21 protein-coding genes and 1 tRNA gene are annotated in these 23,837 nt (G+C 64.1%); 3 read left to right on the top strand and 19 right to left on the bottom strand.

Annotated elements, in window-relative coordinates; translation table 11 throughout:
- Positions 1-37: 37 nt before the first annotated feature.
- Both K3152_RS11395 and K3152_RS11390 read right to left on the bottom strand, forming a co-directional pair.
- Complete coding sequence (locus K3152_RS11395; protein WP_221574212.1) at positions 38-1,660, bottom strand: hypothetical protein; 1,623 nt, start codon at positions 1,658-1,660, stop codon at positions 38-40.
- Entirely contained in the window at positions 1,657-3,363 is a 1,707-nt protein-coding gene (locus tag K3152_RS11390) for an Hsp70 family protein (protein ID WP_221574211.1), read from the bottom strand. The genes K3152_RS11395 and K3152_RS11390 overlap by 4 nt, the downstream gene beginning before the upstream one ends.
- Positions 3,364-3,556: 193 nt before the next feature.
- On the opposite strand from K3152_RS11390, the gene K3152_RS11385 reads away from it, so the two are divergent.
- Positions 3,557-3,814 carry a hypothetical protein gene (locus K3152_RS11385; protein WP_221574210.1) on the top strand — a complete coding sequence of 86 codons (258 nt, stop codon included), beginning with the start codon at positions 3,557-3,559 and terminating at the stop codon, positions 3,812-3,814.
- Here K3152_RS11385 and K3152_RS11380 read toward each other — a convergent pair.
- The 4 genes from K3152_RS11380 to K3152_RS11365 are packed head-to-tail and all read right to left on the bottom strand — an operon-like array spanning position 3,811 to position 7,693.
- Positions 3,811-5,169, bottom strand: coding sequence for a hypothetical protein (locus K3152_RS11380; protein WP_221574209.1), 1,359 nt, complete (start codon positions 5,167-5,169; stop codon positions 3,811-3,813). The genes K3152_RS11385 and K3152_RS11380 overlap by 4 nt on opposite strands.
- Positions 5,170-5,172: 3 nt before the next feature.
- Positions 5,173-6,576: a phosphoglucomutase/phosphomannomutase PgmG gene (pgmG, locus tag K3152_RS11375; RefSeq protein WP_221574208.1), complete on the bottom strand. Its 1,404-nt coding sequence runs from the start codon at positions 6,574-6,576 to the stop codon at positions 5,173-5,175.
- Positions 6,573-6,875 carry a J domain-containing protein gene (locus tag K3152_RS11370; protein ID WP_221574207.1) on the bottom strand — a complete coding sequence of 101 codons (303 nt, stop codon included), beginning with the start codon at positions 6,873-6,875 and terminating at the stop codon, positions 6,573-6,575. Before K3152_RS11370 ends, pgmG begins: the two co-directional genes overlap by 4 nt.
- Positions 6,872-7,693 carry a division plane positioning ATPase MipZ gene (locus K3152_RS11365; protein WP_221574206.1) on the bottom strand — a complete coding sequence of 274 codons (822 nt, stop codon included), beginning with the start codon at positions 7,691-7,693 and terminating at the stop codon, positions 6,872-6,874. Before K3152_RS11365 ends, K3152_RS11370 begins: the two co-directional genes overlap by 4 nt.
- A gap of 85 nt (positions 7,694-7,778) precedes the next feature.
- On the opposite strand from K3152_RS11365, the gene panC reads away from it, so the two are divergent.
- A complete protein-coding gene (gene panC, locus K3152_RS11360) occupies positions 7,779-8,633 on the top strand; it encodes a pantoate--beta-alanine ligase (RefSeq protein ID WP_221574205.1) in 855 nt (284 codons plus the stop codon).
- A 3-nt stretch (positions 8,634-8,636) separates the two neighbouring features.
- On the opposite strand, the gene K3152_RS11355 is transcribed toward panC, so the two are convergent.
- The 11 genes from K3152_RS11355 to pepN form a co-directional block, all read right to left on the bottom strand.
- On the bottom strand, positions 8,637-10,022 hold the full coding sequence (locus K3152_RS11355; protein ID WP_221574204.1) for a nicotinate phosphoribosyltransferase: 1,386 nt from the start codon (positions 10,020-10,022) through the stop codon (positions 8,637-8,639).
- A 65-nt stretch (positions 10,023-10,087) separates the two neighbouring features.
- Entirely contained in the window at positions 10,088-11,155 is a 1,068-nt protein-coding gene (locus K3152_RS11350) for a bifunctional nicotinamide-nucleotide adenylyltransferase/Nudix hydroxylase (protein ID WP_221574203.1), read from the bottom strand.
- A gap of 314 nt (positions 11,156-11,469) precedes the next feature.
- Positions 11,470-11,543, bottom strand: a tRNA-Gly gene (locus K3152_RS11345).
- Positions 11,544-11,592: 49 nt separating this feature from the next.
- Positions 11,593-12,228, bottom strand: a complete 636-nt coding sequence (locus tag K3152_RS11340; RefSeq protein WP_221574202.1) for an OmpA family protein — start codon at positions 12,226-12,228, stop codon at positions 11,593-11,595.
- On the bottom strand, positions 12,225-14,081 hold the full coding sequence (locus K3152_RS11335) for a cation:proton antiporter (RefSeq protein ID WP_221574201.1): 1,857 nt from the start codon (positions 14,079-14,081) through the stop codon (positions 12,225-12,227). Before K3152_RS11335 ends, K3152_RS11340 begins: the two co-directional genes overlap by 4 nt.
- Before the next feature lie 89 nt (positions 14,082-14,170).
- Positions 14,171-14,707, bottom strand: coding sequence for an adenine phosphoribosyltransferase (locus tag K3152_RS11330; protein ID WP_221574404.1), 537 nt, complete (start codon positions 14,705-14,707; stop codon positions 14,171-14,173).
- 79 nt (positions 14,708-14,786) lie between these two features.
- The gene (locus tag K3152_RS11325; RefSeq protein WP_221574200.1) at positions 14,787-15,635 is read right to left on the bottom strand and encodes a cytochrome c1; all 849 of its coding nucleotides are present in this window, start codon (positions 15,633-15,635) and stop codon (positions 14,787-14,789) included.
- An 18-nt stretch (positions 15,636-15,653) separates the two neighbouring features.
- Positions 15,654-16,949 carry a cytochrome b gene (locus K3152_RS11320; protein ID WP_221574199.1) on the bottom strand — a complete coding sequence of 432 codons (1,296 nt, stop codon included), beginning with the start codon at positions 16,947-16,949 and terminating at the stop codon, positions 15,654-15,656.
- Between the two features lie 23 nt (positions 16,950-16,972).
- Positions 16,973-17,542, bottom strand: a complete 570-nt coding sequence (petA, locus tag K3152_RS11315) for a ubiquinol-cytochrome c reductase iron-sulfur subunit (RefSeq protein WP_221574198.1) — start codon at positions 17,540-17,542, stop codon at positions 16,973-16,975.
- A gap of 220 nt (positions 17,543-17,762) precedes the next feature.
- The gene (gene pgeF, locus K3152_RS11310; protein ID WP_221574197.1) at positions 17,763-18,431 is read right to left on the bottom strand and encodes a peptidoglycan editing factor PgeF; all 669 of its coding nucleotides are present in this window, start codon (positions 18,429-18,431) and stop codon (positions 17,763-17,765) included.
- Positions 18,424-21,075, bottom strand: a complete 2,652-nt coding sequence (gene pepN / locus K3152_RS11305; protein WP_221574196.1) for an aminopeptidase N — start codon at positions 21,073-21,075, stop codon at positions 18,424-18,426. Before pepN ends, pgeF begins: the two co-directional genes overlap by 8 nt.
- 42 nt (positions 21,076-21,117) lie before the next feature.
- On the opposite strand from pepN, the gene K3152_RS11300 reads away from it, so the two are divergent.
- Entirely contained in the window at positions 21,118-21,909 is a 792-nt protein-coding gene (locus K3152_RS11300; RefSeq protein WP_221574195.1) for a Rossmann-fold NAD(P)-binding domain-containing protein, read from the top strand.
- On the opposite strand, the gene K3152_RS11295 is transcribed toward K3152_RS11300, so the two are convergent.
- Together K3152_RS11295 and K3152_RS11290 are read right to left on the bottom strand one after the other, a co-directional pair.
- Positions 21,893-22,837 carry a DMT family transporter gene (locus tag K3152_RS11295; RefSeq protein ID WP_221574194.1) on the bottom strand — a complete coding sequence of 315 codons (945 nt, stop codon included), beginning with the start codon at positions 22,835-22,837 and terminating at the stop codon, positions 21,893-21,895. The genes K3152_RS11300 and K3152_RS11295 overlap by 17 nt on opposite strands.
- Complete coding sequence (locus tag K3152_RS11290; RefSeq protein WP_221574193.1) at positions 22,834-23,829, bottom strand: threonine aldolase family protein; 996 nt, start codon at positions 23,827-23,829, stop codon at positions 22,834-22,836. The genes K3152_RS11295 and K3152_RS11290 overlap by 4 nt, the downstream gene beginning before the upstream one ends.
- Between the last annotated feature and the right edge of the window lie 8 nt (positions 23,830-23,837).

The following is a 23,837-nucleotide window of genomic DNA, read 5'->3' as shown; positions in this document are numbered from 1 at the left end:
AGAGCGCTGGAGCGCGGTCCGCGTTCCACCACCTCGCTCACAGCCCGCGCAAAGCCTCCAGAGGAGCGCGCGCAGGGTCCTCTAGCAAGCCGCGCAAGAGCGCCGCCTGGACCGCGCATCGCTCCTCGTGCTTCGGGTCCTGCAGGGCCTCGTCGAAGCGCTCGTAAGTCAGCCCGGTTTCCGCCATCGCTTTATCCATAAGCCATGGCGGGATTGTCGTGGATGATGCACCTTGCGTTTCGTAATCCGAGAGCAATCCCTTCTCCAGCAGCTGGCGCGACAACAGCTGCTCGGCTTCGGCCTGCTCGCCCGCAAGTTCGGGGCCGCCGTTCTTGAACGAACCATCGAGGACGACACCGCACAGATCGCGGTCGTCTTTCGCCGCATCGAGCCAGCTCAGGCGAACCGACTGAAGGGAGACGAGCGTATCGAAATCGGCCTTGAAGCGCGCGAACAGCATGCGGTTTCGCGTGATTGTCCGCGCATATTCGCCCGCCTCCCCTTCGGGAGCCTCAAAGATGTAAGCTTCGTATTCCTCCGCGAAGGCCTCATCCTTGCCCTTGACCCACCAGAATGTCGCATCGAAGACTTCGGCGCTGCCTTCGTGGAGCTGTTCCATCTGCGTTGTCGCGAACCGGTCGGCAAGTTGCTCGTCCATCGGGGCCGGGTCGGAAAAGAACACCAGTCGCACGACCTGAACGAGCAAGAAGGCGATAAACAGCCGCTGCACCGCCCACGAGACAATGTCCGAGGCAGGCGTCTCCCAGCTCTGCACGCGCTGCGCATCGAGCAGACTTTCGAGCTCGGGGAAACGACCACGGATAGTCTGCAACAGCCGCTCGATATCGCTGCGGTTGCCCTTGATGCGGCCGAGGACCGAGACCTTCCCCGGCTGCTGCAACTCGCGCCACGCGGCGTGCAGCGGGTGCCCGTCATGCTCCACCGCATCGTGGAAGCGCATGCCTTCGGTTCGTGCGTTGAGGAACTGAAGCGCGGGGCGCTCGTCCAGCCCTCCGGCCTCGCCCAGCCAGTGGAAGGCGGTGTTGGCCTTGTCGACCACCGGCGCGCTGCGCGGCCAGCCCCCTGCGAGCATCTCGGCAAGATTGTGGTCGAGCGTGGTTTCGCGTTCGAGGTCGCCTTCCTCGGCCCAGGCAATCAGCCGGTCGAGCGCGGCATCGGCCTCGTCTGCCTCTTCAGGCGTGAATGGCTCGTTCGACTGCATCCCGCCGGGAAAGACGAGCGCGGCAAGTTCGGCCCAGCCATCGGGCAGTTCGGGTTCTTCGCGGCGCGCAAGGAACGGGTCTAGCTGGCCCGGCCGCGTGCCCAGCGAAAGGTCCCCGCCATATCCGTCATCCGCCAGTTCGCCGTCGCGGATTTCCCATTCGAAATCGTCGTCGCCGTCATAGGTCGTCGGGACGGGTGCATCTTCGAAATCGCCAAAGTCGTCATCGTCGAGCGAACCAAGGCCGAAATCATCGTCCTCCTGCTGCGGGTTGGCCGCCAGCCACAGCGCATGGTCGCGCGCCTGCCTGAGCTGGGCATATTCGGCAATCTGATGGTCGAGGTCGAGTTCCTTCAACCGCGCGGAATAGGCGCGGCGAATTGCGCCCTTGTCGGACGTTTCGCCGATACCGAGGACATTCCACGGGAAGCCGCTCATAGCGGCTCGTCTTCCTCGAGCTTGTCGAGCGCTTCGGTCAACTGCGCGCGGGCATCGGCGATGGTGCGGCGGTCCTGTGTCTCGAGCGCGGAATTGAAGTCGCCGATCCAGCGCCCGATGATCTCGCGGTCGAAGCCGGTGAAGCCTTCATAGGCGCGCTCGACCCGTGCCAGCAGAGCGACGTTCTCGGCCTCCTCGCGCGGGTGGACCTTGAGCGCTTCCAGCGCCTTGCGGCTCTTTTCCATGTCCTTGGCGCTGCGCTTGTCGTCCTCGTCGACGATGACGAGATTGCGCTTGAGGCCCGATGCCGGGACCTCGACATCGACTTCCAGCAGGCCGCTTGTGTCGTAAGTGAAGCGCACGTTGATGAAGACCTCGCCCGCCGGGCGCGCGGGCACGGGGACCTTCAGTTCGCCCAGCTTGACGTTGTGCGCCACGTCGCGCGCCTCGCCCTGGTAGACGCCGAAACGTATTTCGCGCTGGCCGTTTTCCATCGTGCCATAGGTCTGCACGCGGCTGACGGGTACGGGCGTGTTGCGGTCGATGATGGGCGAGAAGATGCCGGTATAGTAATTGCCCTTGGCATCGCGGTCGGCGACGTCGATACCCAGCGTGAAGGGCGCGACATCGGTGATGCGGATTTCCTCCAGCCCTTCGCCGCCCGAGAGCAATCCGGCCTGGATGGCCGCGCCCAGCGCCACGGCGTGGTCGGGATGGACCGAGGAATTGGGGAAGCGCCCGAACATTCGGGTGAGCGCTTTCCTCACCACCGGCATTCGCGTCGCCCCGCCGACGAGCACCACGTCGGACAGGCTCTTCACATCGATATTGCTGTCCCGCAGCGAGCGAATGACCGGGTCGCGCAGGCGGCGCACGAGCGACGCGGCGGCTTCCTCGAACTGCTCGGTGGTTATCATGGCGGTGAGTTCGGTGTCATCGACCGTGACCGAAAACGGCGCCTCGGCCTTGGTCGACAGCTCGCAGCGCGTCTTCTGCGCCGCCAGCTGGAGCAGCGCCTTACGCCGGTCGCCGGGCAGCGTTTCGAGCGCCTCGTCATTTTCGAGCATGGGCCGGGCGAGCTTGACCATGACCTGGTCGAAATCATCGCCGCCGAGGCGGTTGTCGCCCGCCGAAGCGCGCACTTCGACGATGCCGTCGAACATCTCGACGATCGAGACGTCGAAAGTGCCGCCGCCGAGGTCGAATACGAGGAAGGGCTCGCGGTCGCCCCGGTCGGTGAGGCCGAAAGCAAGCGCGGCAGCGGTCGGCTCGTTGATGAGCCGCTCGATTTTCAGACCCGCGATCTCGCCCGCGCGGCGGGTGGCGCGGCGCTGGCGCTCGTTGAAATAGGCCGGCACTGTGACGACGGCGCCTTCGGGCCGCTCGCCGGTCGCGGCTTCCACGTCGTCGGCAAGGCTGCGCAGGATGACCGCGGACATCTCTTCGGCGCTGAAATCACGCTTGTTGAGCGTGACGCTCGCCTCGGTGCCCATCATGCGCTTGAAGCTGGTGACGGTCTGGTGCGGATGCGTGGCGAGCCTGTCGAGCGCCGCGCGGCCGACCCAGGTCTGGCCGGTCTCGTCGATGGAGACGGCCGAGGGCGTGAGCATTTCGCCCAGCGCATTGGGCACCAGCTCGCTCTTTCCGTCACGCCAGATGGCAACGGCACTGTTCGTCGTGCCGAGGTCGATACCGATATACACTTGCAACTCCCTGTCCGGGCGCGGTTTATGCCGAGGGCTGCGCGGCCAATCAAGCGACCGAAGGGACAGGCTCACGCGTTCTTAGCGCTGGCTGCGAAAGTGTGGTAAGCATGCCGCAAGCATAACGCATTGGAACGGGCGCAATCCGGGTCGCAGCTTTGTCGAAGGGGCTAGCTTCAACGGAGGTTTTCGCGTGCCATTCATCGAACTTGCAACACAGGGCGAGAGCAGCAACGCCATCGTCAACACCGACCACATCGCCTTCGTGACCGAGGGCGTTTACGGACCATGCATGCATTTCGGCTCGGGCGAGCATATCGTCTGCGTGGCCGAAATGGACGAACTCAAGACCCTGCTCGACAGCACGCCGTTCCAGGGCAAGGCGGCAGAAACCTTCCTGCTGAGGGAGACCGAAACGCCGCAAGCAGCGAGCGCTCCCCTCGAGACCTAAAGAATTTCGAGCACCGGGAGCACGTCGTCGTCCGGCTGGGCGAGGATGATGTCCACGAAGGCAATCACGACATCGCATCGGGCCGGGCTGGAGACATCTCTTAGAGCATCGAACAATTGCCTGTCGGCAAGGCCGGTGCGTTCTTCGGCGGCGCGGATAAGCCATGCGGGGAAGTTGATGCTCGACCCGCCCTCGGTCGGACGCGAGAAGTTGCGCTTGGCGACGAAATCGCGGGCAAGCGCGCGTTCGGCCTCCATGGCTTCCTCGCCCATGGCCGGCGCGCCATCCTTGAACATCCGGCCATGGACATTGCGGCAGCTGTCGGTGCCTTGCGACCGCGCCTGCTGGAGCCATCCAAGGTAAAGGCGGCTTGCATCCAGCAGGTCTTCTTTTGCCACCACCGGGCGCACGCGCATGATTTCATGCCGCAGGTAAGCGCGGCCCGGCTCGGAGTCGAAACCGTCGATGCTCAGCTGGAAAGCGAGCGTTTCGGCAAATTCGCGGTCTTGGCGAGCAAGGCTGTCGTAAGTCGTGCCTTCGCCGAACAGCTCGACCAGCACCGGTCCCAGCGCAGGCTCCTGTGCGAGTTCGGCAATCGATGGCGGCGGGAGGACGCGCTCGGCAATGACGCGCGTTTCCGGCTCGGGTTCGGGCTTGCTGGTCTCGTCATCGAAGATGCTGCAGACCGCTAGGAAGAAAACGAAACCCAGTACCCAGTAATTGGCGCGATTTTCGATGCCGTAGCGTTCGAAGAAGGTCGTCGTCTGTTGCTGGCCGAAGCTATAGTCCTCGGGCGAATATCCAGTCCCGGGCTCGTAGGGTGCGTCTTCGTAGGCCGGGTCGGTGTAGACCGCGGGCGAGGCCTCGAAATACGGCTCCGGCTCCGGCTCCGGCTCCGGCTCCGGTTCGGGTTCGGGTTCGGGTTCGGGTTCGGGTTCGGGTTCGGGTTCGGGTTCGGGTTCGGGTTCGGGTTCGGGTTCGGGGAGGTCTTGCTCCAGCACGCCTGCGTCAACCGGCTCGGGACGGAAATCGTCCGGGTCCAGCTCCTCGTAGACAGGCACCTCCATGCGCGGAGGTTCCGGAGCCTTGGGAAGTTCGGGAACCGGCGGCGGGGCGACAATGCTGGGCTTGCCCGCTGCCCCCTCATCCCCGCGCTCGGCAGCGCGTTGAAGTTCGGAAGCCAGGAACAGCGCCTTCTCGCGCGCTTCGGTGAGGCGCGCGAAAGCGGAAATCTGCATCGAGCCGTCGAGCGAGGCTTTCTTCGCAGCAAAGGCAGCGCGAATGGCTTCCTTGTCAGCCGTCTCTTCGATGCCGAGGTCGGACCACGGCCAGTTTTCCTGCGACCCGAATGGCAATCCTCAGTGTCCCACGCTTTCCCCGCGCTCGAGGCCGGAGAGCGACAGTTGCTCGTCGATTTGCCCGACGAGACGCTCCAGCCCGGCCTCGCTGTCGCTCTCGGCGCGCGCGACGAGCACATCCTGCGTGTTCGAGGCGCGCAGCAGCCACCAGCCGTCCGAAGTGTTCACGCGCACACCATCGGTGCCGTTCACATCCGCATCGGTGCCCGAGAGGCGCTCCTTCACTTCTTCGATGGCAGCGAACTTGCGGCTCTCGTCGACCTGGAAGCGCATCTCGGGGGTGTTGATCATCTGCGGCATGTCGCTGCGTAGCTGGGTCACCGATTTGCCCAGCCGGGCCGAGGCCGCCATCAGGCGCACGCCTGCGTAAAGCGCATCGTCGAAACCGTAATATTCGTCGGCGAAGAAGACGTGGCCGCTCATCTCGCCGGCCAGCGGCGAACCCGTTTCCTTCATTTTGGACTTAATGAGGCTGTGGCCGGTCTTCCACATCAGCGGCTCGCCTCCGCAGGCCGCGACATGGTCGTAGAGCGCGCGGCTGGCCTTCACGTCGGCGATGATGGTCGCACCCTTGCGGCTTTGCAGCAGGTCCTCGGCGTAAATCATCAGCAGCTGGTCGCCCCAGATGACCCGCCCCTCGCCGTCGATTGCGCCGATACGGTCGCCGTCACCGTCGAAGGCCACTCCGAAATCGAGGGACTTTGCGGAGACCAGGCTTTTCAGATCTGCAAGGTTTTCCTCGACAGTAGGATCGGGATGATGATTGGGAAAACCGCCGTCGACCTCGGTGAAGAGGACATGATGCTCGCCCGGCAGCTTCGCCACGAGCTTTTCGAGCGCGGGGCCGGCAGCGCCATTGCCCGCGTCCCAGCCAATGCGCATGCCTTCGAGCGAAGTAGCGTCGATACCGTCCAGCGCGGTCAGCATGCGAGCGACATATTCATCGAGGATTTCGCGCTCCTCGACTTCGCCCGCCCCGTCGGTCCACTCGCCAGCAGCAGAGCGCCTACCGAGTTCCTGGATGTCGCTGCCGAAAAACGGGCGCCCCTGGAATACCATCTTGAAGCCGTTGTAATTGGGGGGATTGTGGCTGCCGGTTATCTGGATGCCGCCGTGCACATCCTCGTCGCTGGCTTCGGCATAGTATAGCATCGGCGTCGCGCCCAGCCTGACGCGGACCACGTCGCAGCCGCTCGCCGTCAGCCCTTCGACCAGCGCATGTTCGAGCATGGGCGAGGAGCGCCGGCCGTCATAGCCCACCGCCACGCGGCTGCCGCCCTCTTCGCGCAGCATCGAGCCGAAGGTGCGGCCGATGGCGCGGGCATCGTCAGCCCCCAGTGTCTCCCCGATGATTCCCCGTATGTCGTATTCGCGAAGGACGGTGGAATCGAATGTATGGGTCACTGGGGAGGCTCCGGCGTCTCGTAGGGGAGTTCATCTAGAAGAAGGTCGCGCGCAGCGTTGAGTTCCTGCATCTGCGCCTTGCTGCCGCCCTTATCGGGATGCGCCATGGCCGACAAGCGCCGGTGCGCCTCGCGGATTTCCCTGTGATCGGCGCGGGCCGAGACATTGAGCAGGCTGCGCGCACGGAAGATGGCCTGCTGCCGGGTCGGAGTGGGCCGCAGGTAATCCCACGGCCACTTGCCCAGCGCCCATCGGCAGAAGAACGACAGGCCCACGGCCAGCATCAGGAATTTAATCACGCGTCGACTTTCTCTTCGAGCGGCAGCTCTTGTTTCTTCGGTTCGGGCAGGCGGAGTGCGGCCATCAGCTGGCGCAATTCCTGCCTTGCGACGAGGTGGCTGGTGCCGAGGTCGCCCAGATGGCCCTTGTCCAGCAGGGTCAGGCCCGAGGGGAACAGTTCGCGGTAGATGACGCGCTCGGAGAGGCCATGCGCCACGCGGAAGCCGACGCGCTTGGACATTTCCTTCAAGGCCTGTTCGATACGGCCGCGGTTGCGCGCCTCGGTATGGCCGGTGCGGTTGCGCACCACGACCCAGTCCATCTCCGGCCGGTTTTCCTCCAGCGCCTTACGGCTGCGCTTGATGCGCGCTTCCCAGATGAGTTCGGCATAGAAGGACAGCTTGCGGACCTTGAAATTCTCGCCCTCGACCTGCCCGATGAGGTCGAAATCGACGAAGCTGTCGTTCATCGGCGTGACCAGCGTATCGGCATGCGTCGCGGCAAAACGCGCCAGCGGATCGTCACGGCCCGGCGTGTCGATGAGGACGAAATCGGCATCGCGCGCGTGCTTGTGCACCAGCTCGCCGAACTCCTCTTCGGGAATGGGCGGGACGGTGTAGCAATCGATGGTCGGCAGGTTGATGAGCCGGCGATGCGAAGTTTCGGCGCGGTTTTCGATATAGCGGTCGAAGGTGCGCTGGCGGTGATCGAGGTCGAAACCGACCACTTTCGCGCCCTTGTAGGCGAGTGCGATCGCCACATGCACCGCCGTGGTCGACTTGCCCGTGCCGCCCTTTTCGTTGGCGAAGGTAATCCAGTGGGGCGCGGCGTGGGGCAAGTGGTCAGCTCTTCTTGTCGTTGTATTGCCCCGACCGAAATGGTTAGGGCTGGCTTTACGAAACCATATCCGAGGGGATTCCGCGTTGCAAACCGCTGGCACACTGGAAGTGTTGAGGAATTCGCTGGCTGTCCTGAGACGGGACGGCGGCAGCGTGGCGCTCGTGCCTACCATGGGCGCGCTGCACGAGGGTCATCTGACGCTTGTGAGGCGCGCGAAAGAGGCGGCCGACCATGTCGTTGCCAGCATTTTCGTGAACCCGCGCCAGTTCGGTGCGGGCGAGGACCTCGATGCCTATCCACGCCAGTTAGCTCGGGATTCGGAGCTGCTGGAGAGAGAGGGTGTGGCGCTGCTGTGGGCGCCGAAGCCCGAAGAGGTCTACCCACAAGGCTATGCCACGAATATCTCGGTCGCCGGTGTGAGCGAGGGTCTGTGTGGCGGCGACCGGCCCGGCCATTTCGACGGCGTAGCGACGGTGGTCTGCAAGCTGTTCAACCAGGTCATGCCCGACATGGCATTCTTCGGGGAGAAGGACTGGCAGCAGCTCGCCGTCATCCGCCGCATGGCGCGCGACCTCGACCTCACCCTGCCGCATGTCGATGCCATCCACGGCGTCGCCATCGTGCGCGAGGATGACGGGCTCGCGATGAGCAGCCGCAATGCGTACCTTTCGGCAGAGCAGCGGGCGCAGGCCGCCAGCCTGCCCGCTGCGATGAAGGATGCGATTGCGGTGCTGGCGGAGGGCGGCAACGCCGACCGCCCGCTCGGCAATTTGCGCGAGGTGCTGCAGGTCTCCGACTTCGACAGTGTCGATTATGCCGAGATACGCGATGCCGACAGCCTCGAGCGGCTCGAGGCGGACAATGGGAATGCCCGCCTCTTCGTCGCCGCAAGGATTGGGGGGACGCGGCTCATCGACAATATGCCGGTGAGCCGCTGAACCTCACTCCCAGCTACGCGCCCGCACTTCGTCGAAGCTGTGGCGGACGAGCAGTTCGCCATTGCGCCACACAGGCTTGAGCTGGTCGGCAGCCGGGTCGATGTCGTCGAGCTTCCTCGCGACCAGCCTGCCGCCTTCCTCGACCACCGCCTGACGCCCGGCCTTGCTGGCCTTGCTCGGGTCGGTCGCGGGCTTCTTCGAAACATCGTGCCAGCTGCCGTCCTCGACCTGCATGGCATTGGCCTTCATCGCGAAGCGCAGCGTGTCGCGATTGACCAGCTGCAGCAGCCCGCCGCCCATGCCGAAGGCGATGTTGTCGACCGCGAACCCGGCATCGCCGACCGCCTGCACGAGGCGCGCGATGCTTTCGACATTCATCCCGTCGCCCTGGATAACGCGGACATGGGGGTCGAGGACCTTGTAGCCCTTGCCATTGGCCTGCCCGCCGAAGATGTCCCACAGCTTGGTGAGCGTGCGCAGCGGCGTTTCGACCGGGTCGCCGCTGTCGGGGCGCACCACCAGCGTGCCCTTGCGGCTCAATACCTTATCGCGAAGGCTGCCACCCCAGATGCTCTCGACCGCGTGGTCGAGGTCGTAGCTGTCCGAGACCACCGCCACGAGCGCGTTCTCGCCCTCGAAGCTGTCGAGCATGTTTTCGTAGGCTGCTTCTTCGCGCTCGCGGCCCCAGCTCGTCATCGTGCTGTGTTCGGCGGCGGGTATTGAGAAGCCGGGCATGTCGGCACCGTAATAGCGCCGCGCGGCGAGGATGCCTTCGAGCGTGTCGGTCCCGCTGAAGTTCACGAGGTGCGCCATGCCGCCGAGCGCTGCGCTCTCCCCGCTCGACACGCCGCGCGCGCCGAAATCGTGGAGCTTGAAGGGCAGCTGGCCTGCGACATCGTCGCTCGTACGCTCGAGCCCTGCGGCGATGACGCTCTTGCATTTGCGGCTGAGCGTGCCGACCGTCGTCGGATACCAGATCGCGCGCAGCAGTGCCGTTTCGACGAAGGTCGTCAGCCACGGCATGCGCGGGTCCGTGTTCACCACCTGGAACAGCGGCACCGAGGTCGGGACCATGCGCCCCTCTTCCAGCGCGCTGATTTCGATGGGGAGGTATCCCCCGTGGTCGTCGAGGATGGCCTGCCAGCCTTTGCGGTTGAAGGGGACGCCATGCGCGGCGCACAGCTCGGCGGCTTCCTCGATATCGTCCTGGCTCAGCGGTTTGCCGAGATAATCGATGAGGAAAGGCTGGAGGCCTAGGAACAGGACTTCGTCGGCGAAATTGTTGGTCCGGCTCTCGCCGTAGGCGCTGATAACGCGCGCTTCGGGCGGGTACTGGAGGAAGTGGCTGTGCTTGTAGCTGTCCGTCGAAAGGATGATGTTGTTTGCCATGGTGTGAACTCCTCACGTTTGGCTTTGCATTTGGCCCGGAACTCCTCCGAACCGGTTAAAATCGCTTACAAATCGGCCATCTGCTCGATGATCGACCAGTGGTCCTCGAACATCTGTTCGGGCCGCAATTCGCCGAGGCGGTACCAGCGGGCGTGCGCCGCATCGTCGCCGCCCTTCACCTGTGCGAGATTGCGGCGCTCGGGCAGGCGGAAGAGGAAGGCGTGGGTAATGATGCGGCCGCGCAGACTGCGGGCGGGAGCATCGAAAATGCGCGTCGCGCTGTCCTCGATGAAGCTCGACAGCATGGCGGGCGGTATCTGGCCCTTGCCGTCCGAAATCGCCGTCTCTTCGCGCAATTCGCGAATGGCGGCGTCGCGGATGCGCTCGTGCTTGTCGACGAAGCCGCCCGGCAGCGCGAGCAGGCCCTTGCCGGGCAATTGGCCGCGCTCGACCAGCAGGATATGCCCGGCCTGCACCACCACCGCATCGGCGGTGACAAAAGGCCCCTCTCCCCACTCCTTCGGATAGGCTTCGAGATATTCTGCTTCGGCCAGAAGCGCCTTGAACTCGTCGCTGCGGGCGAATTCCTCGAGTTGCTCGGCCACGCCTTTCGAGAGCGCCGCATAGGGCACTTCGGGGATGCGGCGGAAGAAGCGCTCGCGGACATCTGTCGCGCCGAAGGTCGAGTTGTTCGTGTCCAGCTGGATCGAGCCCCATTCGGGGAAGAGCTTCAGGTAGTAGCTCGTATTGTCCTTGCCATAGCCCGCCAGCACCACGCTGAAATCGCGCGTTCCGTGGAGGCCCGCATGCTCGGGATTGGCGTCTTCGAGAATGATGTCGGAGACGCGGCGCTGGACCTCGGCCACCCAGGCGATGTCGGAATAGAGGTGGTCGTCGAGCGGTTCGACGATGATGCGCCCCTGCGACATCTCGTAGGCGAAGGAGCCGCGCAGCATTGCCTCGCGCTCTTCGAAGGTGAAGGGATTGCGCGGGTCGCGCGCGACATTGGCCGATCCGACCAGCACGATAAGTTTCCCGACGCGCTCGAGTGCATCGCGGATGATATGTTCGTGACCAAGGTGGAGCGGCTGGAAGCGTCCGATGAAGACGCCGTAATCGGCTTCATATGCCATGATCGAGACTCCCTCGATTGATGTGTGCATCGATAGACTCCCCATCGACGTATACGTATGTGGAATCTTTACCGGCCGGAGTCAATTGTTCCTTGTGCAACAGGGGCTTGCACGAAAATACAGTTAACAAATCCACCATTGTCCCCGCATCGGGTGACTGGCATTTCAGGAATCGCTAAATTAAGTCGAAAGTCCGTTTGAGCCCTCGATCAGGCTCTTCGGGTTGCCTTGGCCGGACGCGCGCACCTCCCCGCTCGCTTCCGGCCATTTGCGTATCTGGCCCGCGCATGAATTCTTCAGCGATGTGAAGGGACTGGAGCGGGTAAGGGGAATCGAACCCCTCTAGCCAGCTTGGAAGGCTGGAGCATTACCACTATGCTATACCCGCGTCTCCGGAAGCGCGGCAGATGCCTCGCGAAAGCGGATTCGTCAACCGGTCATTGCTCGCTGGCGGACGTGCTCGCTGCCGAGCCGGGTGCGCGCGTTTCACCAGCCTCGGGTGTGGTCAGGGTCTCGACGAGCGTCTGCTGCCGCTTTGCGCTGCGGCCCGTTTCCACGGTCACCTCGACTCGGCGATTGGCAGCGCGGCCTTCCTCGTTGGGGCTGCCATCAGGCAAGGCGTTGGGTTCGAGTGGGTTCTGCCCACCGAAGGCAATGACTTCGATACGCTCTTCGGCAATGCCTGCTTCGCGGAGGAAGTCGCGCACGGCCTCTGCCCGTTCGCGGGATGATTCGAGATCGGTCGCCCCCTCGCCGCTCACGTCGGAGTGGCCGCGCAGGACGATCGGGCCACCCGCCGCGACCTGCGGCGATTCGACAATCGTGGCCAGCTCGGCGCGCACCGCTTCGGTCAGCTCGGCGGTCCCGTCGGCGAAGGACAGCGTCATTTCAAGCGGTGCAAGCTGGGTGTCGGGCAAGACCTGTTTGTCGGCGTCACCCTGGAAGATCGAGCGCGGGCCATCGGTTGCCGTCGGCTGTGGCTCGGGGTTTTCCTCCTTTGCCTTGCATCCGGCCAGCACCAGCGCGCCTGCCAGCGCCAGAACCAAGCCACCTGATTTCAACACCCGTCTCATGCCTGCTGGACCCCCTGCTTCTTGCTCGCCTTCTTTGCCGCCTTCTCTTCCGCCGTCTTGGTTTGCGGCGGGGTGAAACTCAGGATGACGTCGCCTGCCCGCGGCTCGGGCTTGGCGGCGTGGGTGAAGAAGCGGATTGTGCCGTTGTCGCGCACCAGCAGCAGCATGTTGGCCGCATCGGGCAGCTTTTCCTGCATCTTGTCGAAGTCGAACTCCTCGGAAAGGCGCGTCTTGCGGAAGACCCAGCCCTGGCGCTGGCGTTCGCTCACGTCCTCGACGCCAAAGCCGCTTTCGAAGAGAGCGCGGCCGCGAAGGCTCTCTGGCAGCGAGTGACGGTCGTCGCCATCGGCGCTCTCGCCCAGCTGGAAAACGCTGTCGCGCCCGATTTCATGCGCGAATTCGTTGCAGACCAGCGTGTTGTAGGCCTCGTTCTCGGTTGCCGCGACGAGGTTCTGGTAGGGCGCCAGTTCGAGATTGTGCTCGGTCGCCTCGTTGAGGATCTCGCCGTGGTAGAACTCAATCCCCTTCTGCCGTGCGAGGCCGAGCCGCTGCCAGCTCGCGTCGACCACGAGGACTGGCGCCTTGAGGTCGCGCATCTGCTCGGCCAACGCGATTGTCCAGGGCGTGCTTCCCACGAGCAGGATGCCGGGCCGCGTGGTGCCTTTCACCTTGAGCAGCTTGGCCACGAAGTCGACCGTAAAGCCATGGGCGACGATCGTGACGACAACCACGGCGAAGCTGAGCCCGATCAGCAGGTTCGCGTCCTCGAATTCGAGAGGCGGCTCGGCAAGGCGCAGGGCGAACAGGCCGGAGATGGCTACGAGCACGATGCCGCGCGGCGCAATCCAGCCAAGGAAGAGCCGCTCGTTCCATGGGATGCTGCTTCCCAGCAGGCTGAGCAGGATCGTCGCCGGGCGCACGATGAACAGCAGCGCGAGAAGGAAGCCGATGATCGGCCAGTTGATGTAGCGGATATCCTCGAGGCTGAGGGAAGCCGACAGCAGGATGAAAATCCCCGAGACGAGCAGGACAGCCACATTCTCCTTGAACGGGTGGATGGACCTGAGGCTCGTCACATTCATGTTCGCGAGCGCCACGCCCATGACGGTTACGGCGACCAGGCCCGCCTCGTGTTCGATGAGGTTGGAGATGACGAACACGCCGATAACCGCGGTCAGCAGCACCGGCACCTTGAGGTACTCCGGCACCGCACCGCGCGGGAAGGACCATGCGATGGCGAGGGCCGCGACATAGCCGATGAGGCCGGCGATGATGGCAGCGATAATCAGCGGCGGGACAACTTCGAACAGCGTTGCGCCAGGCTGCTCGGCTATCTTGCGGAAGTATTCATAGGCAATGACCGCACACAGCGCGCCGGTGGGGTCGTTGACGATGGCTTCCCACTTCAGGATCGAGGCGGGGCGCGACTTGATCGAGCTTTGCCGCAACAGCGGGATGACCACCGTCGGGCCGGTCACCACGAGGATACCGCCGAAGAGGATCGCGACTTCCGGCGCGAGGCCGGCGATGTAGATGCCGGCCAGCGCGCCGAAGGTCCAACCCAGGACGACGCCAATCGTCGCCAGTCGCATGACCGCGCTGCCGGTATGCCTGAGTTCGCGAAAATCGAGACTCAGACCGCCTTCGAAAAGGATGAGCGCAACGCCGACGGCAACCATTGGTTCGAGCAATTCGCCGAAAGCATGTTCGGGATCGAACACGCCGAGCACGGGACCTGCGAGGAAGCCGGCGATGAGCATGAGCACGATGGCCGGAAGGCCCGTGCGCCATGCCAGCCACTGGGCCCCGATACCGAGGATGCCTACCAAGGCTATGACGAGTGTCTGTTCCATGCCCCTCGTTGCGTTACGCCCGCGCGCGGGCCGCTCCCCACACCAATGCCTTAGGTGGGTGTTTTATCCAAGGGCGCGAAGAGAATCTCTCAATCGCCTTCGAATTCCATCAACGCGGCAGTTGCGACACCGCACTCGGAGAGCTTCTTCGCGCCGCCCAAATCGGGCAGGTCGATGACGAAGAATGCATGCTCGACCACGGCGCCGGCCTTGCGCAGCAGGGTGGCGGTCGCACAGGCCGTGCCGCCTGTCGCCAACAGGTCGTCGACCATCGCGACACGCTGGCCTGACACAACCGAGGCGGGATCCATCTCGAGCCGGTCAGAGCCGTATTCAAGGGCGTAATCGACGCCGATGGTCTCGCATGGAAGCTTGCCGGACTTGCGTATGGGAAGGAATGGCAAGGCGAGCTTGGCCGCCACCGACGCGCCGAAGATAAATCCGCGCGCTTCCATCCCGGCAATCGCTTCGGCACCGCTGCCCCGCACCCTTTCGGCAAGCCAGTCGACCGTTGCGGCGAAACCTTCGCCATGCCCGATGAGAGTCGTGATGTCGCGGAACTGGATACCCTCGATCGGGAAGTCGGGGATGGTGCGGACCAGCGATTTCAGCTCATGCGGCGCGATTGTCTCTCTCCCGGATACGAAAACGCCCCTCGCATCGCGTGGATGGAGGGGCGTTTCAAGTCGCTTGTTTCCAAGCGGATTACTTCTTCGGCTTCACCGCCGACCAGATCTGCTTCTTCGACATGTAAGCAAGGACGGTCGCGAAGAGCAGGAAGATGAGCACCGGCCAGCCGGTCTGCTTGCGCTTCACGAGGGTCGGCTCTGCCGTCCAGGTGAGGAAGGCAGCGACGTCCTTCGACATCTGCTCGACCGTGGCTTCGGTGCCATCGTCGTAGGTCACCTGGCCCGTGCTGGTGAGCGGCGGTGCCATGGCGAGATTGAGGTTGGGGAAGTACGGGTTGTGATAGAGACCCGGTCCCGGAGCCGCTTCGGGATGCTCTTCGAGCAGTTCGGCGGAAGGCTCCTGATAGCCCATCAGCAGCGATGCGACATAGTTCGTGCCGTCGCCGCGCGCCTTCGTCATCAGCGAAAGGTCGGGCGGAATGGCGTTGTTGTTCGCCGCAGCGGCCGCAACATTGTTGGGATAGGGCGACGGGAAGTAGTCGGTCGGCAGGCCCGGACGCGTGCTGGCTTCGCCGGTGTTCGGGTCGATGCCCGGAACCGTCTTGGCGGCGGCATAGGCCTTCACCATGGCTTCCGAATAGCCGATCTGCTCGAGGTCGCGGAAAGCGACGAACTTGAGGCTGTGGCAGGCCGAGCAGACTTCGTCGTAGACCTTGAGGCCGCGCTGGAGCTGGGCCTTGTCCCACTTGCCGAAAGGCCCGTCGAAGGACCACGAAAGTTCCTTCGGGTGTTCGTAGGGGACGTGGCCCGCAGCCTCTTCGGTTGCGGCGTTGTAGGCACCGACGAGGAAACCCCACAGGACGGCGACGGTGAAACCGAGGCCGACGAGGATGGCAACAAGGCGGACGCTGAGAAGCTTGGTCATGGGTCTCTCGTTACTCGCTTAGACGGCCGGCGACGTGTTTTCGCCTTTGACGACCTTCTTGTCCGAGCCGAGGACGGCTTCGGTGATCGAATAGGGCAGCGGTTCGGGTTTCTCGACGCTCGAGATGATCGGCAGGATCACCAGGAAGTGGAGGAAGTAGTAGGCCGTCGCAATCTGGCTGAGCATCACATAGGGCTCTTCCGCAGGCGCGCCGCCGCAGATGAACAGGACGATCATCGCGGGGATGAGGCCGAACCAGAAGAACTTGCGGAACAGCGGGCGGTAGTGGCCGCTGCGCACCGGCGACTTGTCGAGCCAGGGCAGGAAGAACCACAGCAGGATCGATGCGAACATCGCGATGACGCCCATCAGCTTCGCGGGGACGAAGAAGAAGTCGACGGTGAAGGCACGCAGGATGGCGTAGAACGGCCAGAAGTACCATTCGGGCACGATGTGCGCCGGCGTCGAGAGCGGGTTCGCTTCGATGTAGTTATCCGGATGGCCCAGAGCGTTGGGCAGGAAGAAGACCATCGCGAAGTAAAGCAGCAGTGCGATGCCGAGGCCGAAGCCGTCCTTCGCCGTGTAATACGGGTGGAAGGGGACGGTGTCGCTTTCGCTCTTCACTTCGACGCCCGTCGGGTTCGACGAACCCGGGATGTGCAGCGCCCAGATGTGCAGGATGACGACACCGGCAATCACGAAGGGCAGCAGGAAGTGCAAGGAGAAGAAGCGGTTCAGCGCGGCATTGTCGGGGGCGAAGCCGCCGAGCAGCCAGACCTGGATGGGCTCACCCACCAGCGGGATTGCGCCGAACAGTCCGGTGATGACCTTGGCACCCCAGAAGCTCATCTGGCCCCAGGGCAGCACGTAACCCATGAAGGCGGTGGCCATCATGAGGAGGAAGATGACGACGCCGAGCAGCCAGATCATTTCGCGCGGGGCCTTGTAGCTCGAATAGAACAGGCCGCGGAAGATGTGCAGGTAGACGACGATGAAGAAGAAGCTCGCTCCGTTGGCGTGGGCATAGCGCATCAGCCAGCCCCAGTTGACGTCGCGCATGATGTGCTCGGTCGTGGCAAAGGCGACCTGCGCGTTCGCCGCATAATGCATGGCGAGCACCACGCCGGTGACAATCTGCACCACGAGGAAGAAGCCGGCGAGAACGCCGAAATTCCAGAAGTACGAAAGGTTGCGCGGAACCGGATAGCCGGCGCCGACGGCGTTATAGACGAGGCGCGGAAGCGGAAGCCGCTCGTCGAGGAACTTGGTCAGACCGTTCTTCGGTTCGTACTGGCGTGCCCAGGGAAAGCTCATGTGTCTGTCTCTCGTCTTCTAACTCAACCGACCTGGATGACGGTGTCCGAGGTGAACTCGTACTCCGGTACTTCGAGGTTGGTCGGGGCCGGACCTTTGCGGATGCGACCGGCAGTGTCGTAATGCGAACCGTGGCAGGGGCAGAAATAGCCGCCGAACTCGCCCTTCACTTCGCCCTCGGCAGCGCCCAGCGGCACACAGCCGAGGTGGGTGCAGACGCCCATGGTGACGAGGATGTCCTCATGGCCTTCCTTGGTGCGGTCGGCGAGGCTCTGCGGGTCACGCAGCGAGCCGGTTGCGGTGGCGTTGGCTGCCTCGATTTCCGCGGGCGTCAGGCGCTTCACGAAGAGCGGCTGCTTGCGGAACACGGCCTTGATCGCCTGGCCCGGCTCGATGGCCGAGATGTCGACTTCGGTCGAACTTGCGGCGAGAACGTCTTTCGACGGTGCCATCTGGCTCACCAGCGGATAGACCACGGCGAGACCGCCGATGCCTGCCGCGCTGACGGCTGCGATGTCGAGGAAGTCGCGGCGACGGATACCGTCTTCGGTCGTCGTCGTCTCGGGAGTAGCGGTTGCAGTCGTGTCTGCCATCAGCGCCTTGCCTTGCCTGCCTTACGAGCCACACCTCGTCGGTGCGGCGGGAAAATGTTGCGAACCATGCCGGAAAGAGGACCGGTTACATTTCGCACAGGCGGATTCAGCCTGCGCAAAAGCCCCCGGGTATTTCCGGTTTGGACGCGCCTCTAGCCGCTCCATCGCATATTGCCAACCGCCATTTTGGCCAGAATGCGACGCTTTGTGACGTGAGCGGTCAGTCCGGTGCAGGCAGGGCGATGGCGCTGAATTGCCGTCCCTGTGTAGGCTCGCCACTGTGCGTAGCGCGCCGATAGGAGTGGAATCGCGCCTCGTCGGCATAGGTATCGAGCGCGAGGTCGGCGATTCGCCCTGTGCCCGCGACTTGGAGCCGATGGGCGACATAGGCGGGCAGGTCGAACTGCATGTGCCCTTCGCGGCCGGGCGCGAAGAAGCGCTCGTCCGCATCTTCGAACTGAAGGCGGAAGGCCTCGTCCACCTCGTAGCTGGCCTGTGCAATGGTGGGGCCGATGGCTGCCGAAATCCGCACGCGGTCCGCGCCCAGATTTTCCATCGCCTCAAGCGTCGCCTCGAGCACTCCGGCACGCGCACCTTTCCAGCCCGCATGCGCTGCGCCCACCACGCCCGCCTCGACATCGGCGAAGAGGACGGGTGCGCAATCGGCGGTCACGATGCCGAGCAGCAGGCAGGGTCGATCGGTGACCATGGCATCGCCTTCGCGCATCTCGCCGCCCGCCTCGCGCATCACCACGACATCGGCGGAGTGCACCTGCTTTAGCTTCACCAGCGGCGCGCCGGGCAGCACGTCGGCGCTCTCCAGCCCCTCGCGGGTGGAGAAGCCGTGCGGGATACCCGCCAGCGCCTCTGCCGTCAGCACCTCAGCCAAGCGAACGGGTGACCTGTTCGAAGGTATCGCGCGACAGCTTGGGCGCCGCCGCAATGCGTTCGAGCTGCTCGCGCATCAGCGCGCTGCGAGCGGGCTCCATCTTGCGCCAGCGACCGAGCGCCGGAACGAAGCGCGCGGCGGTCTGCGCATTGATGGGGTCGAGTTCAAGGATGAGGTCGGCAATCATCCGGTACCCCTCACCGCTCGCCGCGTGGAAGCCGTGCGGATTGGCGGCAAAGGCCATGTAGAGCGAGCGCACGCGGTTGGGGTTCTTCATCGTGAAGTCCTCATGGTCGGCCAGCGCCTTCACATGCTCGATGACCTGCGGGTGCAGCGACATCGCCTGCAGCGAGAACCACTTGTCGATGACCAGCGCATTGCCCTCGTAGCGATTGTAGAAATCGATGAGCTTGCCCGTCCTCTCGGCGCTGTCGATGCCGGTCAGCACCATGAGCGCGCCCTGCCGGTCGGTCATGTTGTCGGCGTGGTCATACTGGTGCGCAGCCAGTTCGGCGGCCTTTTGCGGGTCGCTGGCGGCGGCATAGACGAGGATAAGCGTCTTCAATTTGCGCGCGCCCTTGGCCTCGGCGCTCATCGAATAGGGGACCTTCTCCGCGCGCTCGTAGAGGCGGTGGAGTTCGTCCTTCAATGCGCTGCCGATATGCGCTTTCAGCGCCTCGCGTTCCTCGAAGATACGGCCCGGGTCGGCGGCCTCGATCTGCTCGGAGATATAGGTCTGGCTCGGCATGGAGAGCAGCTCGCCGCGCATGAGGTCATCGAGCGATTCGTCCTCGATCACCGCTTTCAAAGCGCCGACGATGTCCTTGCGCCCCGCCTCGCGGGTTTCATCGGACAATTCGCCCTTGGCTGCCGGTACGAGGTGGCCGACCATCAAGTCCTGCATCGCCTCGTAGCGCGCGAAGGGGTCGTCATCCTTCGCCGCGAGGAAGACGAGGTCCTCGCCCGCGATGTCGCGCTGGATGGTGACCGGTGCGGAGAAGCTGCGGTTGATAGACAGCACTGGCTTTTCGGCAAAGCCGCCGAAACGGAATGTGTCGCTCGCCTTGTCGAGCACGATGAGTTCTTCGCCCGAATGCTTGCCGCTTGTCCGGTCGAACAGGGCAATCTTGAGCGGGATCGGCATAGGTTTCTTGTCCGTCTGCCCCGGCGTGTCGGGCACGGTCTGCGTGAGGGTCAGGACAGCCTCGTCGCCTTCATGGGCAAGCTCGACCGTCACTTTCGGCGTGCCGGCCTGGCTGTACCACAGGCGGAACTGGGTGAGGTCGAGACCCGCGCCGTCCTCGATGGATTTGACGAAATCCTCGCAGGTCGCCGCCTCGCCGTCGTGGCGGTCGAAATAGGTGTCGGTGCCCTTCCGGAAGGCCTCGTCGCCCGCCATCGTCTTCATCATGCGGATGACTTCGGCGCCCTTGTTGTATACGGTCGAGGTGTAGAAATTGCTGATTTCGCGGTAGCTGTCGGGACGGATGGGATGCGCCAGCGGACCGCTGTCCTCGGGGAATTGCACCCCGCGCAGGACGCGCACGTCCTCGATGCGCTTGACCGGTTCGGACCCCATGTCCTGACTGAACAGCTGGTCGCGCAGGACGGTGAAGCCTTCCTTCAGCGAAAGCTGGAACCAGTCGCGACAAGTGATGCGGTTGCCCGACCAGTTATGGAAATATTCGTGGCCGATGACGCCTTCGACCCCGTCATAGTCACCATCGGTGGCGGTTTCGGGGTCGGCCAGCACGTATTTCGTGTTGAAGACGTTGAGGCCCTTGTTCTCCATCGCGCCCATGTTGAAATCGGAGACGGCGACGATGTTGAAGAGGTCGAGGTCATATTCGCGGCCGAAGACCTCCTCGTCCCACTTCATGCTGCGCTTCAGGCTTTCCATCGCGTGCTCGGTGCGTTCCAAGTCGCCGTCGCGGACATAGACGTTCAGCTCGACCTCGCGGCCGTTCATGGTGGTGAATCTGTCGGTGCGCGCAACGAGGTCACCTGCCACCAGCGCGAAGAGATAGGAGGGCTTGGGCCAGGGGTCGTGCCATTCGGCCCAGTGGTTCTCGCCATCCTCGCCCTCGGCCACCTTGTTGCCGTTGCACAGCAGGATGGGGAACAGCGCCTTCGGCCCGCTCATCTTCACCGTATAGGTGGAGAGCACGTCGGGGCGGTCGGGGAAGAAGGTGATGCGGCGGAAGCCCTCCGCCTCGCACTGGGTGCAGAGCATGCCCGAGGAGGCATAAAGGCCCATCAGCTGTGAATTGGCGCTGGGGTCGATTTCGGTCTCGATCGCGATTTCATGCGCATTGTCGTCGAGTGTGAGGATGAGATCGTCCCCGTCCATGACATAGGCGCGCGAAACCTCGCCATCGACCTTCACGCTGGTCGGGGTAAGCCCGTCGCCATTGAGGCGGATGGTGGAGGAGCGCGGAGACTTTTCGTTGTGAACGACAGTCAGCCGCGAACGCACGCGGGTCGAGTCGAGGCCAAGGTCGAAGTCGAGCCGGGTTTCGGGGACCAGCCAGGGAAAGGGCTTGTAATCCTCGCGCCGGATTTCGGGCGGGGCCTTGGGCTCGACGGCGGCGTCGGCCATCTCGATATTGCCATCTGGGTTGGCGGGCGTGCGGGCGATATCCATGCTGGTCCTGTCTTTCTCGAGGCTTTGAGCTAATACGCTGGGATGCCCCGTTTGTTCATCTTCGGCCTCGGCTACACGGCAGGACGTTTTGCGCAAGCGATGCGTGCGCGCGGCTGGCAGGTGGATGCGACGGGAAGCGCGGGCAATGTAGACTTCGCCGACCGCGAGGCGGTGGTGCAGGCGCTGGGCGAGGCAGGCCATGTCCTCTCCTCGGTCCCGCCCGACCGTGAGAGCGGCCTCGACCCGGTGCTGGACGCCTATCGCGAGGACATGGGTGAGGCGTGGTTCGGTTACCTCTCCTCGACCGGAGTCTATGGCGATGCTGCCGGTGCCTGGGTCGACGAGCATTCACCCACCGGCGGTGGACGGCGCACCGCTCGGAGCGAGGCCGATGAAAAGTGGCTCGAACTTGGCGCACGGGTCTTCCGCTTGCCCGGCATTTACGGCCCCGGACGGAGCATTTTCGAGCGGCTCGAGGCAGGCAAGGCGCATCGCATCGACCTGCCGGGTCAGGTCTTCAGCCGTGTACATGTCGACGATATCGTGAGCGGCCTTGTGGCAGCTATCGCGAGCGATGCTCCGCCGGGCGCTTATAATCTCTCGGACGACTTTCCGGCGAGCCAGAACGCCGTGGTCGAGGAAGCGGCGCGGTTGACAGGTGTCGAGCCACCACCACTCAAGACCCTCGAGGAAGCCGACCTCTCGCCCATGGCACGCGGTTTCTATGCCGAGAACCGGCGGGTGGCGAATGGGAAGGCGAAGCGCGTGCTCGGCTGGGAGCCGCGCTATCCGACCTATCGCGAAGGCCTCGCCGCCATCAGGGCTCTGGCGTAGCGCGCCTTGGCGGAGGGGCAGCGCGCCCGCGCATCGCCACGACCATGCCGATGAGCGTGATGGCCGCGCCAGCTGCCGGAAGCGGTCCCCACACAAAGCCTTCGAATAGTGTCGAGAGAATCATCGCGACAATCGGCACGATGACCGAGCTGTAGGCCGCGGTCCCCGCCCCGACCTTGCGCACCAGTCCGTAATAAAGCGGGAAGGTCACCACCGACCCCAGCAGCCCGAGATAGAGAATGCCCAGCCCATAGGAGGGCCGCGGGTCGAATTGCGGCGCTCCCTCGGTCGCCAACGCGAAAAGCGAATTGAGCGCCACCCCGACCACCATCGACCATGCGAGCAAAGTGAGGAGCGGCTGCTTCTTCGCCCCGTCCATCGCCTGCACGATATTGGCCGCGCTGGCTGCAAGGATACCGCCCACGGTCAGCGCCGCGCCGGTAAGGACTTCGGCTAGAGTCGCGGGCGAGGCGCGGTATTCCTGCGCAAACAGCATCGCGACGCCCACGGCAGCGATGGTCGAGCCGAGCACGAATTCGCGCCTTATCGGCTGGCCGAGCACGAACTTGCCGAGCACGGCATTGGGCACGACCAGCAGCGCGAACATCACCGCCACGAGGCCCGAGGTGATGTAGTGTTCGGCGTTATAGACGAAACTGAAGTTGAGGCTGAACTGGAACAGGCCGAGCGCCGCCGCCCATTTCCAGCCGTCACGCGACAGCTTGAACGGCTCGCCGCGCAGCTTCGCCAGAACGAACATGCCCAGCGCCGCCACGACGAAGCGCCAGCTGATGGACCAGCTCGGCGGCACGCTGGAAATCTGGTCGCGAATGACCAGCCAAGTCCCGCCCCAGATGAGGCTGACGAGGAGGAAGGCGGCAAGGTTCTTCGGCGCCAGCAGGCTTTCCGAGCCGGACGAAGCGCTCATAGGTTTGCGATGGCCCCTGCCAGCGCGCGGGCATCCTCCTCGCGCGTGTTCCATGCGGTGACGAAGCGCGCCGCGTCCGCGCCCCAGTCGTAGAATTCGAAGCCTTGTCCGCGCAGCGTCTCACGCTCTTCGGCGGAGAGGCGAACGAACAACTCATTGGCCTCGACCGCGTGCATCAGGCGCTCGCCGCAGGCCCCGGCAATTTCGGCGGCAGCAGCGTTCGCGGAGCGGGCGTTGGACAGCCACACATCGCCATCGAGCATGGCGTGGATTTGCGCCGCGAGATAGCGGCCCTTGCTTTGCAAATGCCCTGCCCGCTTGCGGCGGTATTTCGCCACGTCTGCAAGCCCTTTATCGAAGAACACGATGGCCTCCGCGCTCATCCCGCCGTTCTTGACGAAGCCGAAGCTGAGAGCATCGACCGGCCCAGCCACCTCTCCGGCGGGCAGGTCGAGAAAGGCCGCCGCATTCGCGAAGCGCGCGCCGTCCATATGCAGCCCCAGCCCGCGCTCGTCGGCAAGCGCACGGATGGCGGTGAGTTCTTTCGGGCGATAGACCCGGCCGTATTCGCTCGCCTGCGTAATCGAAATCGCATGCGGCTGGACCTGGTGCACATCGTCGCGGATGGGGTCAATGACGGCACGGATGGCGTCCGCATCGAGCTTGGCCCCCTCGCCCTGCCCCAGCAGCAGTTTGGCCCCGTGGAGGTAGAAGCCGGGCGCGCCTCCTTCGTCCATCTCGATATGCGCTTCCTCGTGACACACGACGCCGCCATGCGGCTGGCACATGGCGGCGAGCGCGAGGCAGTTCGCCGCCGTCCCCGTCGCCACCCACAGCGTGGCGCACTCGCGCCCGAACAGGGCGGACATCCTTTCGTCCAGTTCTGCGCTCAGACTGTCGCCATCATAGGGAGAGTCGGGCGCGTCGGCCTTGCGCATTGCCTCCCACACGTTGGGATGGACGCTGGCGGCATTGTCGGAGAGGAATTTCATCGGAACGC

Origin of the sequence: Qipengyuania polymorpha, from assembly GCF_019711435.1 — a bacterium.
In the GTDB taxonomy this organism is placed as follows: domain Bacteria; phylum Pseudomonadota; class Alphaproteobacteria; order Sphingomonadales; family Sphingomonadaceae; genus Qipengyuania; species Qipengyuania polymorpha.
Note: the sequence above shows the minus strand (reverse complement) of the source record. Positions and strands in the feature narration are given on the sequence as shown.

Coding starts and splice junctions, on each gene's coding strand:
- K3152_RS11290 (WP_221574193.1), bottom strand. CDS start 23,829: ATGAAATTCCTCTCCGACAATGCCGCCAGCGTCCATCCCAACGTGTGG.
- K3152_RS11355 (WP_221574204.1), bottom strand. CDS start 10,022: ATGGCAAACAACATCATCCTTTCGACGGACAGCTACAAGCACAGCCAC.
- K3152_RS11335 (WP_221574201.1), bottom strand. CDS start 14,081: ATGGAACAGACACTCGTCATAGCCTTGGTAGGCATCCTCGGTATCGGG.
- K3152_RS11350 (WP_221574203.1), bottom strand. CDS start 11,155: ATGGCATATGAAGCCGATTACGGCGTCTTCATCGGACGCTTCCAGCCG.
- pepN (WP_221574196.1), bottom strand. CDS start 21,075: ATGGATATCGCCCGCACGCCCGCCAACCCAGATGGCAATATCGAGATG.
- petA (WP_221574198.1), bottom strand. CDS start 17,542: ATGGCAGACACGACTGCAACCGCTACTCCCGAGACGACGACGACCGAA.
- K3152_RS11320 (WP_221574199.1), bottom strand. CDS start 16,949: ATGAGCTTTCCCTGGGCACGCCAGTACGAACCGAAGAACGGTCTGACC.
- K3152_RS11340 (WP_221574202.1), bottom strand. CDS start 12,228: ATGAGACGGGTGTTGAAATCAGGTGGCTTGGTTCTGGCGCTGGCAGGC.
- K3152_RS11325 (WP_221574200.1), bottom strand. CDS start 15,635: ATGACCAAGCTTCTCAGCGTCCGCCTTGTTGCCATCCTCGTCGGCCTC.
- K3152_RS11300 (WP_221574195.1), top strand. CDS start 21,118: ATGCCCCGTTTGTTCATCTTCGGCCTCGGCTACACGGCAGGACGTTTT.
- K3152_RS11295 (WP_221574194.1), bottom strand. CDS start 22,837: ATGAGCGCTTCGTCCGGCTCGGAAAGCCTGCTGGCGCCGAAGAACCTT.
- K3152_RS11395 (WP_221574212.1), bottom strand. CDS start 1,660: ATGAGCGGCTTCCCGTGGAATGTCCTCGGTATCGGCGAAACGTCCGAC.